At 67.7% G+C, this 14,813-nt stretch carries 11 protein-coding genes; 5 read left to right on the forward strand and 6 right to left on the reverse strand.

Annotated elements, in window-relative coordinates; all coding sequences use genetic code 11:
- Positions 1–4: 4 nt before the first annotated feature.
- Positions 5–1,681 carry an FAD-binding dehydrogenase gene (locus AC1RRF_RS02170; protein ID WP_492832386.1) on the reverse strand — a complete coding sequence of 559 codons (1,677 nt, stop codon included), beginning with the start codon at positions 1,679–1,681 and terminating at the stop codon, positions 5–7.
- A gap of 232 nt (positions 1,682–1,913) precedes the next feature.
- Between AC1RRF_RS02170 and AC1RRF_RS02175 the strand changes: the two genes are divergently transcribed.
- From AC1RRF_RS02175 to AC1RRF_RS02185, 3 genes are all read left to right on the forward strand, one after another.
- Entirely contained in the window at positions 1,914–4,919 is a 3,006-nt protein-coding gene (locus AC1RRF_RS02175) for a TonB-dependent receptor (RefSeq protein WP_492832388.1), read from the forward strand.
- A gap of 220 nt (positions 4,920–5,139) precedes the next feature.
- Complete coding sequence (locus AC1RRF_RS02180; protein ID WP_492832390.1) at positions 5,140–5,625, forward strand: PraA/PraB family alkane oxidation protein activator; 486 nt, start codon at positions 5,140–5,142, stop codon at positions 5,623–5,625.
- Between the two features lie 346 nt (positions 5,626–5,971).
- The gene (locus AC1RRF_RS02185; protein ID WP_492832392.1) at positions 5,972–8,020 is read left to right on the forward strand and encodes a porin family protein; all 2,049 of its coding nucleotides are present in this window, start codon (positions 5,972–5,974) and stop codon (positions 8,018–8,020) included.
- Here the strand turns inward: AC1RRF_RS02185 and AC1RRF_RS02190 are convergent.
- From AC1RRF_RS02190 to AC1RRF_RS02210, 5 genes are all read right to left on the reverse strand, one after another.
- Positions 7,998–8,480 (reverse strand): Ada metal-binding domain-containing protein, encoded by a 483-nt coding sequence (locus AC1RRF_RS02190; protein WP_492832394.1) that lies wholly within the window; start codon positions 8,478–8,480, stop codon positions 7,998–8,000. The genes AC1RRF_RS02185 and AC1RRF_RS02190 overlap by 23 nt on opposite strands.
- Before the next feature lie 54 nt (positions 8,481–8,534).
- Complete coding sequence (locus AC1RRF_RS02195; protein ID WP_492832396.1) at positions 8,535–8,669, reverse strand: hypothetical protein; 135 nt, start codon at positions 8,667–8,669, stop codon at positions 8,535–8,537.
- Between the two features lie 83 nt (positions 8,670–8,752).
- Positions 8,753–11,074 (reverse strand): TonB-dependent receptor, encoded by a 2,322-nt coding sequence (locus tag AC1RRF_RS02200; RefSeq protein WP_492832398.1) that lies wholly within the window; start codon positions 11,072–11,074, stop codon positions 8,753–8,755.
- A complete protein-coding gene (locus AC1RRF_RS02205) occupies positions 11,071–12,009 on the reverse strand; it encodes a FecR family protein (RefSeq protein ID WP_492832400.1) in 939 nt (312 codons plus the stop codon). The genes AC1RRF_RS02200 and AC1RRF_RS02205 overlap by 4 nt, the downstream gene beginning before the upstream one ends.
- Positions 12,010–12,046: 37 nt before the next feature.
- Positions 12,047–12,568, reverse strand: a complete 522-nt coding sequence (locus tag AC1RRF_RS02210) for an RNA polymerase sigma factor (RefSeq protein ID WP_492832402.1) — start codon at positions 12,566–12,568, stop codon at positions 12,047–12,049.
- A 140-nt stretch (positions 12,569–12,708) separates the two neighbouring features.
- Between AC1RRF_RS02210 and msrA the strand changes: the two genes are divergently transcribed.
- A complete protein-coding gene (gene msrA / locus AC1RRF_RS02215) occupies positions 12,709–13,218 on the forward strand; it encodes a peptide-methionine (S)-S-oxide reductase MsrA (protein ID WP_492832404.1) in 510 nt (169 codons plus the stop codon).
- Positions 13,219–13,288: 70 nt separating this feature from the next.
- Positions 13,289–14,731, forward strand: coding sequence for an aldehyde dehydrogenase family protein (locus AC1RRF_RS02220; RefSeq protein ID WP_492832406.1), 1,443 nt, complete (start codon positions 13,289–13,291; stop codon positions 14,729–14,731).
- Positions 14,732–14,813 lie beyond the last annotated feature (82 nt).

Consider the following 14,813-nt stretch of genomic DNA (forward strand, 5'->3'; position numbering starts at 1 on the left):
TTCCTCAGACGGTGGCGGCCATGGCCCGGCCCGCGGCCCGACCGGAGAAGATGCAGCCCCCCAGGAAGGAGCCCTCCAGAGCGTTGTAGCCATGCAGGCCGCCGCCGCCAAAGCCCGCCGCCTCGCCCGCGGCGTAGAGGCCCTCGAAGACCGAGCCGTCCGGGCGCAGGACCCGGCTGTCGAGATCGGTCTGCAGACCGCCCAGGCTCTTGCGCGTCAGGACATGCAGCCGGACCCCGATCAGGGGCCCTGCGGCCGGATCGAGAATGCGGTGCGGCTTGGCGACCCGCGCCAGACGATCGCCCGGATAGCGGCGCGCGTTGTGGATGCCCTGAATCTGGACGTCCTTGGCGTAGGGGTTGGTCAACTGGGCGTCGCGCGCCTCGATCTGGCGGCGCACAAGGCCGGGGTCCAGCAGCGGCGTCGGCGTCAGCGCATTCATGCGCGCGACCAGGGTTTCGAGATCGTCCGCGACCACGAAATCGGCGCCCTTGGTCTTGAAGGCCTCGACCTCGGGCGAGGCGCCCTTGCCCAGGCGGGTCTTCAGCACGCGCAGCCAGCTGCCCGAGGTGATGTCGCCGTTCTGTTCGGAGCCCGAGAGGGCGAACTCCTTCTCGATGATCTTCTGGGTCAGGATGAACCAGGAATGGTCGTGCCCGGCCAGGTCGGGCGTCGTGCGCAGGTGGCGCAGCGTCGAGACGGTGTCGTAGCCGGGCAGGGCGGGGAAGGGCAGGCGCCGCCCCAGCGCGTCCAGCCAGACCGACGACGGCCCGGGCAGGATCCGGATCGCGTGCCGCGGCCAAATCGGGTTCCAGTTCCGCACCCCCTCGACGTAGTGCCACATGCGGTCCCGGTTCACGAGGCGGGCGCCGGCCTGTTCCGCGATGTCGAGCAGCCGCCCGTCGACATAGGCCGGCACGCCGGTGAGCATTTCACTGGGCGGGGAGCCCAATCGTTCGGGCCAGAAGCGCCGCACCTGGCCGTGGTCTCCGCCGATGCCGCCGGTGGCGATCAGCACGACCGGCGCGCGCAGGGCGAAGTCCGCGACCGCGACGCGGCTGGACGGCGCGCCGCGCGGAGCATTGTCCGGCTCCAGCCGGACGCCCGAGACCCCGGTGACCCGTCCGGCCTCCACGATCAGCGTGTCGACCCTGCAGCGATGATGGAAGGTCAGACGCTCCCGCTTCGCCGCCTTGAGCGCGCGCCGGGCGAAGGGTTCGGACACGCCCGTGCCCGTGCCCCAGGCCACATGGAACCGGGGGACGGAATTGCCGTGGCCGTCGGCCCGACCGTCGCCGCGCTCGGCCCAGCCGACCATGGGGGTCAGGCGGATGTCGTGGCGGCGCAGCCAGTCGCGCTTCTCGCCCGCCGCGAACTCCACATAGGCGCGGCCCCAACGCATGGCCCATTCGTCTTCGGCGAGCGGTCCGTCCAGCCGGTCCCACTGGGCGCTGCCCCGCCAGTCCGACCAGGCCAGGTCGAGGCTGTCGCGGACGCCAAGCCGCCGTTGCTCCGGACTGTCGACCAGAAACAGTCCGCCGAAGGACCAGAAGGCCTGTCCGCCCAGATTGGCGGGGTTCTCCTGATCCACCACGGCCACGCGGCGGCCCGCCTGGACCAGCTCATTGGCCGCGACCAGGCCGGCCAGGCCCGCACCCACGATGATGGTGTCGTAGTTCATCCGATCCTCCGCATCGGCTCACCATCACCAAGACTGACATTTATGTAAATAGAAGTTCGGATGTTGCCGTAAGGTCAGCAAACATCATTGTCAGTAGGTATTGACATATGGGTTAGTAGTGCGAAGTTGCAGCCAACCGCTGATGGTCCCGTCCCATCACGCGGAAAAGATCAGACGGGAGGAAACGTACATTACGCGCTGTTGGGGAATGGCGCGTCTCGGGAGGGACACCATGGCTTCTTCGGCCTGTATTCGCGCGCGCCTGGCTATCACCGCTTCAGCTACCGCCCTGTTCATGGCGGCGGGGCCAGCCTTGGCCCAGACGGCCGAGCCGCAGACGGATCCGGGCTCCACCACCCTCGATGAGATCATCGTCACCGCCCAGAAGCGTGAACAGTCCATCCAGGACGTGCCGATCGCCGTTACGGCCCTGTCGTCCGAGACGCTGCAGGCCCTGAGGATCGAAAGCGGATCCGAACTGCTCCGCGCGGTGCCGAACGTCACCTTCTCCAAGTCCAACTTCAGCATGTATAATTTCTCGATCCGCGGGATCGGGACCAAGGCGATTTCCGCCGCCAGCGATCCGGCGGTCGCGGTCAGCTTCAACAACACCCCCCTCATTCGCAACCGGCTGTTCGAGCAGGAATACCTGGATGTGAACCGCGTCGAGGTGCTGCGCGGTCCTCAGGGCACGCTGTACGGCCGCAACGCGACCGGGGGCGTGGTCAACATGTTCCCCAACCTGCCCGGCGACGACTTCGAAGGGGTGGTTCAGACCGAGTTCGGCAACTACGATTCCCGGCGCCTGTCGGGGATGATCAATCTGCCTCTCGGCGACACCTTCGCCGTGCGCCTGGCTGGCGCGGCGACCCAGCGGGACGGCTTCGACTACAACAGCTTCAACGACACCCATGTGAACAACCGCGACCTCTGGTCGACGCGACTGTCGGCCCTGTGGAAGCCGAACGACCGGTTCCGGGCCAATCTGATCTGGGAGCATTTCGAGGAGGACGACCAGCGTTCCCGCACGGGCAAACAGCTCTGCACCCGCGACGCCGGGCCGGCCATGGTGGGAAGCACCACCGTACCGAACAACATATTCCGGGACCAGCTGAGCCAGGGCTGCCAGGCCGGTTCGCTCTATGACGACGCGGCCTATGGCGCGCCCAACGGCGGCTCCCTGGGCTACGTCCGGTTCGCCAGCCTGGTCATGAGCCTGGGAGGGTATCTGAACCCGGGGGATGCGATGCTGGGCGGTTCGCCCACCGGTCCGGTGCGGCGAGGGATCGATCCCTACGCCGGCGTCACGCAATCCCGGAATCTGAGAGAGATCGCGACCAGCTATGACCCGGTCTTCCGCGCCCAGAACGACGTGGTGCAGATGAATCTGGAATTCGATCTGACCGATCAACTGACCCTGTTCTCGCAGACCGCCTATTCCAAGGATGATTACTACGCGTCCCAGGATTACGCCCGGTATGTGTCCGACCCTATATTCATAGATTCATCCCGAATGTATGACTTTGTGGATGATGTCATCTCGTCACCCGCCACGCCCGGCGGTTTCTATACGGATCCCCAGCTCGGAACGTCCGATCGCATGTTGTCGGTCGACATCAGCCGGTCCGACAATCGGCAATGGTATCAGGAGCTCCGGCTTCAATCGGAGTTGGACGGCGGGTTCAACTTCAGCCTCGGCGCCAACTATCTGGATTTCAAAACCCAGGACGACTACTTCGTTTTCAACAACCTCTTCAGCCTGATCGCTGAATACTGGTATAATTATGATCCGGTAGCGACCGGCTTCGGCGGGTTCGTGACGCAGCCGTGCAATGACACCGTGCAGTTCGAGTGCGTCTATGTCGATCCCAACCCCCTGAACGCGCTGGGCGAGGACGGTCACAACTATTTCCGCAGCAAGAATGTGGTCAGCACCCGGTCCTGGGCCGTGTTCGGCGAGGGCTATTGGGATCTGAGCCCCGACCTGCGGTTGACGGTCGGATTGCGCTATACCGACGACCGCAAGGTCACCACGCCCTATCCCAGCCAGCTGCTCATGGGCGCCAATCGTGACGGCACCCCCGGAAGCGGCTCGGGCGGCTATTACCGGCGCGATTATCAGCCGTTGCCGGATGTCGAGCAGGACTGGCAGGCCGTGACGGGCCGCGTCGTTCTGGACTGGAAGCCGGACCTCAGCTTCACCGACGACACCCTGATCTACGCTTCATACGCCCGAGGGTACAAAGGCGGCGGCACCAATCCGCCGCGCGTCGAAATCAATCCCACCGTCGTCCAGTATCAGCCGTTGGCCGGCACCTTCGAGCCGGAATACGTGAATGCGATCGAGATTGGGTCCAAGAACACCCTTCTGGACGGTGCATTGAGGATCAATACGACGGCGTTCTATTACGACTATAAAGACTATCAGGTCTCACAGATCGTCGATCGGATTTCTCTGAACGAGAACTTCGACGCGCGTATCTGGGGTCTCGAGCTGGAAACTCTGTACCGGCCGACGCCGAACCTTCAGCTGGACGCCAACTTCGGCTATCTGAACACGCGCATCGGCGACGGCGAGGGCTCGATCGATGTGATGGACCGGACCCAGGGCAATGAGGAGTGGACCGTTCTGCGGCCCTGGATCCAGGTGCCCTCGAACTGCGTGGCCCCGACACGGCACGTAGAGACCATTCTGGCGATGCAGCCCGTCTATGGCGATCTGACCATCTTCGCCCTCAACGCCCTGTGCGGCGGTTCGAGCCGGTTCGGAACCTTCAACCCGAACTTCCAGTCCGTCCTGCCGATGTGGGCCTTCTATGGCTTCACCTACGATCCCCTGACCGAAGCGCCCAATGGCGGGCGCGGCATCATGGCCGATCTCAGCGGCAACGAACTGCCCAACTCTCCGAACTGGACGGTCAATTTCGGCGCCCAGTACACCTTCTTCCTGGGAAACTGGGATCTGACGGTTCGCGGCGACTATTACCGCCAGGGCGAGAGCTACGCCCGCATCTACAACACCGAGTACGACAGGCTTGAGGGGTGGGACAACGTCAACCTGTCGGTGGTCCTGGAGGACGCCGACCGGGGCCTGACCTTCCAAGCCTACGTCAAGAACGTGTTCGACGAAACGCCGATCACCGACGCTTTCACCAACAGCGACGACACCGGCCTGACCACCAACGTCTTCACCCTGGACCCACGCCTGATCGCCTTCCGCCTGAGCAAGACTTTCTGACGACGTCGCTCGCTCCCGGGGGTCCGGGAGCGAGGACTGTGTGAGTAGTCAGACGACGGCGTGCCGTCGCCATGATTGCGCGCGGCTGAGGTATAAGTCACTGATAATAAATGATTTTCTTCTTGACTCCCTCTCGCTGCTTACATAGATGTACACAGCGACCTCGCCCGAGGTTGTATTGTGCGACAACCTCGCCCGAGGTTGAATAAGGAGGAATATCATGTTCAAGACAGCCGCCTTCATCGCTACCGGTGCCCTTGCCCTCGCGGGTATGGCTTCGCCGGCCCTGGCCCAATCCTTCTCCCCCACCAGCGGCACCTTCACGGGCGCCTCGGCGCCGACGGTCACGCTTCGGCAATCGACGACGGTCGCTTGCAACGTCGGCTTCTCGGCCACCGTCACCAGCGCGACCACCGCGTCGATCGCGAGCCCGTCCATTTCGCCGGGCAGCCTGCTTTGCTTTGCGGTGGTTCCCTTCGGAACCTGGAGCGCGACCACCGTGCCGGGGAATCCCGGCAAGATCCGCCTGACCATGGGCGCCAACACCGTCGCCAACGAGCCTTGTTTCGGCACCGTCGACGTGGCGTTCACGGGCAGCCAGATCAGCTTCGCCGGCGAAATCCTGCCGCCGGTGAACCCGGCTCACCGGAGCTGCACCCTTGTCACCGGCAAGGTCAACGTCACCGGCCTGACTATCGTCCCCTGATCCCCGACTATTGGCCGGGCGCCTTTTGGCGCCCGGCTTTTTTCTTGTGGTGCGTGTAGAGTTGGACCGCCCGATTCAGGTCCGCCGCTGATCGCCTTGGATCGATCGACATTCAGAGGGATCTGCTCCTCCATGCGCCGATCGCTATCGCGTAAAGCGGGCCCTGGCCCGAAGTGGCGCAGTTAGACGGGCTGTAATGCATTGGATGCCCCTGGTCAGCGCGTTGTCGTACCTGGTCGATCCTCAAGCCGTCGGAGCAGAGGCGGCGCAGACCGGCTCCTCGTCCGCCAGCCAGGCTCCCTCCCACGTCCGTGATCAGGACCCCGCTCCGGTGCGGTTGGAGGATGTGATCGTCGTCGGCCGACGCGGCGCGGCGTGGCTGCCCCCCGAAGTCGAACTGGGCCAGGACGAGATCGACAACCTGGGGGCTTATGACATCGGCGAGGTGATCGCCCGGGTCGCGGAGAACCTGGGCTATGACAGGCCGCCGATCATTATCGTCAATGGCCGCCAGGTCCTGAACGCCCGGGATTTTCTGGGCTTTCCACCCGACGCCCTGGTGCGGATCGAAGCCTTGCCGCCGCAGGCCGCGGCCACATACGGCGAAGACCCGTCCCGCCGGGTTGTGAACATTGTCCTGCTGCCGACGTTCAAGAGCCGCGACGGCCTTGTCAGAGCGTCACGGCCCACCGCGGGCGGCCGGTCGTCGCTGTCGGCGGATGCGCGCCAATCCGAGATCGTGCAGAATGACACCCGCCAGTTCGGCGTTCTGCTCACCCGCGACACGTCTCTTCGCGCCGAGGAGCGGCCGGCCTACATCCGGGACCATCCGGGTTTCGAGGCGGCCACCCTGCGGCCCGCGACCGACGCCGCCACAGCCAATTTCTCCATGACGCGCGCGCTTGGCGACTGGTCGAGTTCGCTGGGCGCCAATGCGCGCACCCAGACCACCCGTTTCACCTCCATGGCGGGCGGTCAGGCGGTCGAGATCCGGCAGGAGACCAGCCATCTGAATCTGACCGGCGGCCTGGGCGGAGATGTCCTGGGATGGGCGATGCGGTTCGGCTTGAACGGGATCATTCTGGACACCGACCAGAATGGGCCGACGGAATTCCGGTCGCGCAGCCTCTCCGGGGCGGCGGATTTCTCGGCGAACCGCACTGTGATCGACCTTCCGGCCGGTCCCGTGCGGATGTCCGTTTCCGGCCTGTACTCCGGTTCCGAGACCTCGACCAAGACTGACCCGGGCGAGACGCGACTATCGGCCCAGACTCTGGACCTGAGGGGAAGTCTGACGATTCCCCTGCTTCAGTCGGCTTCGACGCCGCAACCGGACGCGGGTCTGAACTGGGGCGACGCCGTCCTGACGGTCGGGGGCGCTCTGGCGGGCCTGACGGGCGACGCCGGTCGAGGAGACAACCTGAATGTCGGCCTTTCCTGGTCGCCCCTGCGGACGCTGGGCTTCATGGCCCAGTGGTCCAGGTCCACGGACAATCCCACGTCCGGGATGAGGATCGCTCCGGTCTACAACGGGCCCCCCAGGATGGTGTTCGATTTTCTGACCGGGGAATCCGTGGAGGTGTCGCCGATACTGGGGGGCAACCCCGATCTTGAGGCCCAGACATCGCAAACGCTTTCGATCGACGCGACCGTGGGGCCTTTCACGCGGTGGAATGTGCAGGGACGCCTCGGTTTCAACAGGGCGCGTTCCACCGACGGATTCGGCGTCGTGCCCGAGCTCACGCCGGCGGTGGAGGCCGCCTTTCCCGAGCGCTTCATCAGGGATGTGAATGGCCGCCTGATCAGCATCGACCAGAGGATGATCAATATCGGCTCGACGCTCTCGGAGACGCTGACGTCCGGCCTGAACTTCAATATCCCGATCCAGGAAGGAACACCGGCGCGGAGAGGCGCCTCCATGCAGGTGGGGCTCAATCACACCTGGCAATTGACAAACGTCGCCACCCTCCGGGCCGGTCTGCCTCAACTGGACCTTCTGGCCGGCGACGGAGGCGGAGGTTCCCGCCACCAGATCTCGGTCAATGCCGACGGTCGTTATGGGCAGTGGGGTTTCAACGCCGCGGCCCGTTGGCGAAGCGCATCCCGCATCCGGCGGGACCAGGGGCGCGACGGGCCGGACGACCTGCGCCTGTCCGGGCTCACCACGGTCGATCTGAAGCTCAGCTATCTTTTCGAGGCCGGCGCGGCGCCGGGCGGGGAGGGCGCGGCGCGCCGACGTGGCGACCCCCTCAGACTTGAGCTGGGGGTCGACAATCTGTTCGACTCCCGGCCGGAGGCGAGCCTGGGCGATGGAAGGCCGGCTCCGGGCTATGGCAGGGACGATCAGGACTCGCTGGGGCGCACCGTGCGCATCAGTCTAAGCCGACGGTTTTGAATGTCGTCATCATCGGCTCGGGGCGACCCGGCGCATGCAGGGCCCGGGCGTAGGCCGACGGCGTCGTGCCGGTCAGGCGGCGAAACAGCCGGTACAGATGCGACGGGCTCAGCCCCACGGCCTGGGCGAGATCGCGGGAGGGCGGAGCGGCGCCTCTGGTCTCGATCAGGCGGCAGGCGGCCTGAATCAGGTCCCGGTGATGGTCGCCCAGCGAGGGCGCTTCGGGACGGCAGCGCAGACAGGGGCGAAAGCCGGTCGCGCGGGCCTCGGCCAGGGTGTCGTGCAGCCGGATGTTCTCGGGCCGCGCATGCCGGGCCGGGCAGGTCGGACGGCAATAGACGCCGGTGGTGATGACCGAATACCAGAACCGGCCCTCCGCGCGCGGGTCGCGCCGATAGAGTTGGTCAAGGCGGCTCCGGCGCGGCGCGTGCGCGCCGACGGTGTTTGAAGCGTGTTCCATGATGTGGGGGAGGATGGGCGCGCCAATCGGGGGCTATGCAGCGCGCCCATCCCTTCATTCAGAAGCGGCGAACATCGCCGGTTGGGCCTTGGGGGGCTGGGAGACCCGCGGGTCGCCGGTTCTGAAGAAGTCTGTGATCCCACGGTCGACGGTGACGAGCGCCGAGTCCGCGATGACGGTCTTGATCATGAAATACTCGCACTGGAAGTCGCCGCCCTGTTCTAAGGACGCCGCGTCGCGCGGGACGCCTTACGGTCTGGGCCGGAATTTCTTCAGAAGGCGGCGTCGAAGGTCAGCCGGACCGTCAGCGGCCGGACGGGCACGGCCTGCGGCTCGGACAGCTGGTAGGGCGACCCGATGCCGTAGCGGATGCCGGTGGTGTCGAAGGGGTTGGACAGGCGCAGGGTCACGGCCCGGCGTTCGTCGCCCAGCCGCGCCGTCAGTTCGGAGCGCAGATAGCCGCCTTGAGGCACGTCCAGCATCGGGCCGACGCCGAGCCGCGAATGCCCGATGTAGCGGAAGTCCGCGCCCAGCCGCAGCGGCAGGGTCGCGATCCGCCCGGCCTCCCAGTCGACGCTCATCTGGGCCCCCACGGGGGCGACGTTCGGAATGTCGGTCGTGCCGCCGCCGATGGTGCTGAAATCGGTTCGGGTCAGGCTGCTCTCATTGAGGAACACGCCGCCGGACACCTCGAAATTGGAGGCCGGACGCCAGGCCGCCTTCAATGAGATGAAGTGGATCACCCCGTCGCCGACATTGTCGGTGACCAGGTCGCCGCCCTCGGTGACGATGTCGGCCTGCACGTCACGCCAGTCCATCCAGCCCACGGACACTTCACCCGACAGGCCGTTCCAGTCGTCGCGGGTTCGCGCGCCCAGCTCCAGAAGGGTCACCCTGTCGCCCTGGTAGCGGGCGAAGGCCCCGCCGGCCTCATTGACCCCGGCCGGGCGAACGGCCTGCTCGAAGCGGCCGAAGACGGTGACGGCGGGCGACACGTCCCAGCGCGCCGACAGGCTGGGGGTCAGGCGGTAGGTGACGCCCCGGTGATCGCTCCCGACCCGCAGATTGACGACGACGTCATGGATGTCGCTGTCGATGCGGACGGCGGAGAGACGGGCGCCGAGGGCGACGCGCCAGTAGGGCGTGGGCGCGAGCGCCGCCTCGCCGAAGGCCGCGACCTCCGCGAAGCTGCGCTTCAGGTCGGCGCCGCCCGCCGTGGCGTCGGTCAGCGCCAGCGTGAGCCGCCGGCGCTCGACCAGGGTTTCGCCCAGGGCGACCGTGCCGCCGCCGGTCAAGGTCCAGCCGTCGTCCGATGTGATCTCGACCCGCGCCTCGGAGGCGAGAGCCGTGATGGTCTGGCGCCGATCGACCGCGCTGGGGAAGGGATCGCCCGGCTGGCTGGCGTCGAACCGTTCGAGCAATTCCTGGCGCGACACGCTGGTGGCCGAGATCAGGGTCGCTCCGCCCAGCCGGCGGCGGGCGGTCATTCCCGCGATGGCGATGGTGCTCTCATACGGCTCGAGCACCCGCCCGGACCGGCTGAAACTGGTGTCGTTGACGGCGACGATCTGGGCGTCATCGGCCGAGACGCGCTGGGCCAGGCCGACCAGATCGACGGTCCAGGTCTCATCGGTCCAGCGCAAGGCGACGCGGCCGCCGATGGTGTCGACTCCGTCCGTCTGGCGTCCCCCCTGGCCCGGGTTATCGAGGAAGCCTCCGTCATGGCGGGTGTAGGCGACCAGCCGCGCGGCGGTCTGATCGCCGAGGGTCTGATTGATCACCAGCGACGCCTCGCCGCTGTTCGACCCGCCCGAGGTCGCGCCCATGCCGGCGGTGAAACGGGCCGAGCTCTCGTACAGGGCCGGAGATTCCGGCTGGATGCGCAGCACGCCGCCGATGGAGCCGGCGCCGAAGCGGGTGCCCTGCGGACCCTCGAACACCTCGATCCGGCGCACGTCGATCAGGGCCAGGTCGGGGTCGGGTGAGCCGTAGCTCAGCCGCAGGTCGCCCAGGTACTGACCGACCGTCGCCTGAAGCGGGCCGTTCATAGCCGAATCCGACAGGCCCCGCACGAACAGCTTGTTGCGGCCGAGGCCCTGACGCGTGGAATCCACCGTCGCGGACAGATCGGCCACGGCCTCGCTGGCCGCGGCGCCCTCGACCCGATCGAGCGCGCCCGGGGCCAGCAGGCTGCGTCCGGCGCTGTCGCGGAGCCCCACCGGCGGAACCGCGGTGACCACGACCTCGCTCAGCGTCGTCGGTCCGGTGTCCACGGTCTGGGGCGGGGGCGGGGAGGCGGGGCGGAGCGGCGCGCGCGGGGCCGCTTCGATCCGGTAGACGCCGTCGCCGATACGCACCGCGCGCGCGCCCAGCGGATGCAGCAGGCGTTCAAGCGCCGCTTCCGTGGTCATCCGTCCGCGCAGCTCCGGCGTCCGCCGTGCGGACAGGTCGGCGGCGATCACCACATCGATCCCGGCCTGCGACGCCAGCCGGTTGATGGCGGGGACGGCGGGACCGGCCCGCACGTCGAAGGTCTGTGGTGCGCCGGACTGAGCCGTCAGCAGCCCGACCGCCAGCCAAGCGGCGACGGTCACGGCGCCCGACGCGGCTCCAGCCGCCAGCCCTCATCCGTCTCGGTGATCGTGACGCCGAGCAGGAGTTCCAGCCGCGACTTCTGGTCGGCGGACGCGGCGTTGGTGGTCAGGCTGCCGCTGAAGCGGCGGTCGGCCAGCGCGGGGGCCACGGTGACCGGCCGGTTGAGGGCGCGGCCCAAATCCTGCGCCACCACGGCCATCCGCGCGTCGTTCCACGACAGGCGGCCCTCGCGCCAGGCGTCAACGTCTTCCGGCGAGATGGAGCCGCGTTCGAGGCCACGAGCGCTGGACACCACGCTGTCGCCGGGATTGAGGACCGTCCGGGCGGAGCCGGCGTCGACCTGGACGACGCCTTCGGACACCGCGACCCGCGCGCCGTCCTGCAGGCGGGTCACGTCGAAGACGGTGCCGAGGTCGGTCAGGGTCGTATCGCCGACCGCGACGAGGAAGGGGTGGGCGTCGTCGTGCTCGACCTCGAACAGGGCGCGTCCGGCCTCGAGCGACACCTGGCGGGGCTTGCGACGATCCAGCGCCAGGCGGGTCGCGCCGTCCAGCACGACCTGTGAGCCGTCGGCCAGGGTGACGGTGCGCTGCTCGCCGGGCGCGGTCTCGATCAGCCACGGCTGCGGTCGGGCGCTCCAGCCGATCCACGCCACGCCCAGGGCCAGCGCGCCGACCGCCGCCGCGATCGCGGCGCGGCGGGGGAAGACGAAGCCGCGACCGGCCCGCATCGTCGGCAGGGTCCGCGCGGGCGCCGTCTTCAGCGCCTCGACCGCGTCGCCCTCGGTCTCCGCCAGTCGCCAATAGACCTCGGCGTGGCGGGCGTCGGCGGCCAGCCAGGCTTCCCAGGCGTCCCATTGATCGAAGTCGGGATCGTTGACCCGGACCAGCCAGTCCAGGGCGTCACGTTCGATAGTTCTGGTCGTGGCGCTCATCCCCATGCCCCCGGGACGCCGCCGAAGCTGATTTGCCTCATGCCCCGTCCCCCTCAAGATCCAGAAGGGCTGCATAGACCTTACGCAGATGCTTCTCGATGGTGCTCAGGCCCATGCCGAATTCTTCGGCCAGCCGACGCTGGGTGACGCCGTCGATGCGATGCCGACGGAAGATGGCGGCGGCCGGATCGCCGATGGCGGCCAGGCGCGCCTCGACCACGGCCAGGGCCTGGACCGCGATCAGGCGGCGTTCCGCGTCCGCCGGTTCGACGGCGTCCTCGGGCAGGTTGGCGGGGCTCGCCCAGGCGGCGTCCCGGGCCGCCGTCCGCCGCGCGCCGCGACGCCGGTCCAGCACGGCGGTGTAGACCATGCGCAGCAGATAGGCCTGGGGATTGGCGACCGGTCCGTCGGCGTTGCCGATCTTGAGCCAGACATCCTGGACCACGTCCTCGGCGTCGCCGCCCGCGCCCATGGCCGAGGCCCGCCGGATCAGCGCCGGGCGCATCTCGGTGAACACCGCTTCGAGGCCTGCGGCCGGGATGTCGGGCGTCGCATTCATGCGCGCGGGCCATAGCCTTTCAATAAGGGCCAAATCTGGACAAAACCGCCGTTGCGCCAGTCGAGCCTTTCCTCGCTTCCGCGAGCGCCTATTTCAAGGCGGAAGCCGCGCCGCGAGGGCGCGAGAAGAAAGGACCGATCATGGGCAGCGAGACGACCGAGCGCGCCGTTCTGGCGGGAGGCTGCTTCTGGGGCATGCAGGATTTGCTGCGGCGCTACAAGGGCGTGATTTCGACGCGTGTCGGCTACAGCGGCGGCGACGTGCCCAACGCCACCTACCGCAACCATGGAACCCACGCCGAGGCCATCGAGATCGTCTTCGATCCGAAGGAGCTCAGCTATCGGCAGCTGCTGGAGTTCTTCTTCCAGATCCACGATCCGACGACGCTGAACCGGCAGGGCAACGACCGGGGGCTCAGCTACCGCTCGGCCATCTACTACGCCGACGAGGATCAGAAGCGGATCGCCCAGGAGACCATCGCCGACGTGGAGGCGTCCGGACAATGGCCGGGCAAGGTGGTCACCGAGGTCGAGCCGGTCGGTCCCTTCTGGGAGGCCGAACCTGAACATCAGGACTATCTGGAGCGCTATCCGGAAGGCTACACCTGCCACTTCGTGCGCCCGGACTGGACGCTGAAGCCGGCGGCCTGAGACGCTGTCGGCGGACGCGGTCCCGATACGGCCGCGCCCATACGACCGACTTCTCCAGGGAACGCCTTCCATGACCGACACGCTCGACCTTTCGCACTGGATCAACGGCGAGCGGACGAGCGGCGACCGGCCCGCCGAGAGCATCAATCCGTCGGATACGCGCGAGGTCGTGGCCCGCACGCCCGACGGCTCGGCCTCGGACGTCGACGACGCGGTCGCGGCGGCCAAGGCGGCCTTCCCGGGCTGGGCGGACGCCTCGCCCGAGGTGCGCTCGGACATTCTGGACCGCGCCGGCAGCCTGCTGATGGAGCGTCGCGAGAGCGTCGGTCGCCTGCTGTCGCGCGAGGAGGGCAAGACGCTGGCGGAAGGCATCGGGGAAACCGCCCGCGCCGCCCGCATCCTGAAGTATTTCGCGGGCGAGGCCCTGCGCCTGCACGGCCAGAACCTGGCCTCGACCCGGCCGGGCGTGGAGATCCAGACCTATCGCCAGCCGGTCGGCGTCTATGGCCTGATCACGCCGTGGAACTTCCCGATCGCCATCCCGGCGTGGAAGGCCGCGCCGGCGCTGGCCTTCGGCAATACGGTGGTGCTGAAGCCCGCCGGTCCGACCCCCGCCACCGCCGAAGCGCTGGTCGCCATCCTGCATGAGGCGGGCCTGCCCAAGGGCGTGATGAACATGGTCATCGGCCGCGGCCGCGTCGGCCAGGCCATCGTGGACCACAAGGATGTCGTCGGGGTCTCCTTCACCGGCTCGCAGGGCGTCGGCGCCGGCGTCGCGGCGGGGACGGTCGCGCGCCAGGCCCGGGTGCAACTGGAGATGGGCGGCAAGAACCCGCTGATCGTGCTGGACGACGCCGATCTGGAGCGGGCGGTGAACATCGCCCTGGACGGCTCCTTCTTCGCCACCGGCCAGCGCTGCACGGCCTCCAGCCGCCTGATCGTGCAGGACGGGATCCACGACAAATTCGTCGCCCTGCTGGCCGAGAAGGTCGCCGCGCTGCGAGTCGGAGACGCGTTGGATCCGAACACCCAGATGGGTCCGGCGGTCAGCGAGGCCCAGATGGAGACCTCCTACACCTACATCGACGTGGCCCGCGGCGAGGGCGCCCGGATCGTCACCGGCGGCGACCGGCTGAAACTCGACAAGCCAGGCTGGTACGTCCAGCCGACCCTGATCGCGGACACCGCCGCCGACATGCGGATCAACAATGAGGAGGTCTTCGGCCCCGTCGCCTCGACCATCCGCGTGAAGAGCTACGAAGAGGCGCTGGAGATCGCCAACGGAGTCGAGTTCGGCCTGTCGGCGGGCCTCGTCACCAGCTCGCTGAAACACGCGCGCGACTTCCAGCGGCGGGCGAAGGCGGGAATGACCATGGTCAATCTACCGACCGCGGGCGTCGACTATCACGTGCCCTTCGGCGGGACGAAGTCGTCCAGCTACGGCGCGCGCGAGCAGGGCTTCGCGGCGGCGGAGTTCTTCACCCAGACCAAGACCAGCTACAGCGCGGGCTGACCGGCCGGCCGCCGGGGCTAGCCGAAGGCGGCGTCTCACGGTAGCGCTGCGCCGCTGTCGCAGAGCTGTCGCGCGGACAGGC

It is taken from the genome of Brevundimonas sp. GW821-FHT12C05, from assembly GCF_058807475.1.

Bases quoted from the DNA above. Each gene is read 5' to 3' on its own strand.
- AC1RRF_RS02170 (WP_492832386.1), bottom strand. From the start codon at position 1,681: ATGAACTACGACACCATCATCGTGGGTGCGGGCCTGGCCGGCCTGGTC.
- AC1RRF_RS02175 (WP_492832388.1), top strand. From the start codon at position 1,914: ATGGCTTCTTCGGCCTGTATTCGCGCGCGCCTGGCTATCACCGCTTCA.
- AC1RRF_RS02180 (WP_492832390.1), top strand. From the start codon at position 5,140: ATGTTCAAGACAGCCGCCTTCATCGCTACCGGTGCCCTTGCCCTCGCG.
- AC1RRF_RS02190 (WP_492832394.1), bottom strand. From the start codon at position 8,480: ATGGAACACGCTTCAAACACCGTCGGCGCGCACGCGCCGCGCCGGAGC.
- AC1RRF_RS02195 (WP_492832396.1), bottom strand. From the start codon at position 8,669: ATGATCAAGACCGTCATCGCGGACTCGGCGCTCGTCACCGTCGACCGT.
- AC1RRF_RS02205 (WP_492832400.1), bottom strand. From the start codon at position 12,009: ATGAGCGCCACGACCAGAACTATCGAACGTGACGCCCTGGACTGGCTG.
- AC1RRF_RS02210 (WP_492832402.1), bottom strand. From the start codon at position 12,568: ATGAATGCGACGCCCGACATCCCGGCCGCAGGCCTCGAAGCGGTGTTC.
- msrA (WP_492832404.1), top strand. From the start codon at position 12,709: ATGGGCAGCGAGACGACCGAGCGCGCCGTTCTGGCGGGAGGCTGCTTC.
- AC1RRF_RS02220 (WP_492832406.1), top strand. From the start codon at position 13,289: ATGACCGACACGCTCGACCTTTCGCACTGGATCAACGGCGAGCGGACG.